The sequence below is a fragment of the Rhodomicrobium udaipurense JA643 genome, from assembly GCF_000636015.1.
Classification (GTDB): Bacteria; Pseudomonadota; Alphaproteobacteria; order Rhizobiales; family Rhodomicrobiaceae; genus Rhodomicrobium; species Rhodomicrobium udaipurense.
In genome coordinates this window covers 1-763 of the sequence record NZ_JFZJ01000242.1, presented here as the reverse complement: position 1 = coordinate 763, position 763 = coordinate 1, and the positions used below count along the sequence as shown (strand labels likewise).

General features: G+C 60.3%; 2 protein-coding genes. Both read left to right on the top strand.

Features of this window, described 5'->3' with window-relative positions:
• Nucleotides 1-476, top strand: a 476-nt coding sequence (locus T281_RS17155; RefSeq protein ID WP_037242584.1) for an LON peptidase substrate-binding domain-containing protein, incomplete at its 5' end; no start/stop codon positions are given.
• Nucleotides 477-609: 133 nt separating this feature from the next.
• The coding region (locus tag T281_RS19825) for a Trm112 family protein (protein WP_338053315.1) at nt 610-763 on the top strand (154 nt) is incomplete at its 3' end.

Genomic DNA, 763 nt, shown 5'->3' with positions numbered 1-763 from the left:
CACCGGCGGCGAAGGGGTTTCCGCTGCGCGCGACGGGGTGCGTCGGCCGCCTGTCCGCCTTCTCGGAAACCGACGACGGACGCCTGCTCATCACGCTGACGGGGGTCTGCCGGTTCGATATCGTGGGCGAGACACAAACCGCGAAGCCCTACCGCATCTGCGACGCAAGCTATCGGCCGTATGAGAACGACCTCATTCGCGGACACGGGCAAGACGCGGTCGACTGGCTGAAATTCGTCGCGGTGCTTCGTGCCTATCTCGACGCAAGAAAGCTCACGGCCGACTGGGACAGCATTCAGCGGTCCCCGACGGAGCTTCTCATCAACACGCTGTCGATGATCAGCCCGTACGGCCCGGAAGAGAAGCAGGCGCTGCTTGAAGCCGCCGATCTCAAGGCCCGCGCCGAGGTGCTGATAGCGCTGGCCGAGATGGAAATCGCCGCACCCGGATCGGGCACCGGCACCAGCCTGCACTGACATGCCTCATGCCATCGCAGAAAAATCGCTCTGCTACTTTTCAACGCTTTTAAGCGACCTCTGCGTGCGTTAAGCACGAACATCTGGAAAATCACTCGCAAAATTGCGTAAGTTGTGCCCAAGAGCTATTCTAATGCCAGCTTCGGGCCCCGCCCGACTGAACCGAGCTGAAAGGTTAACGATGGACGTCGCAACAAAAGAAGAACTCGATCCCGTTCTCCTCGAAATCCTTGTGTGCCCGATCACCAAGACGCCGCTCGTTTACGACCGGAACGCGGGTGAACTCG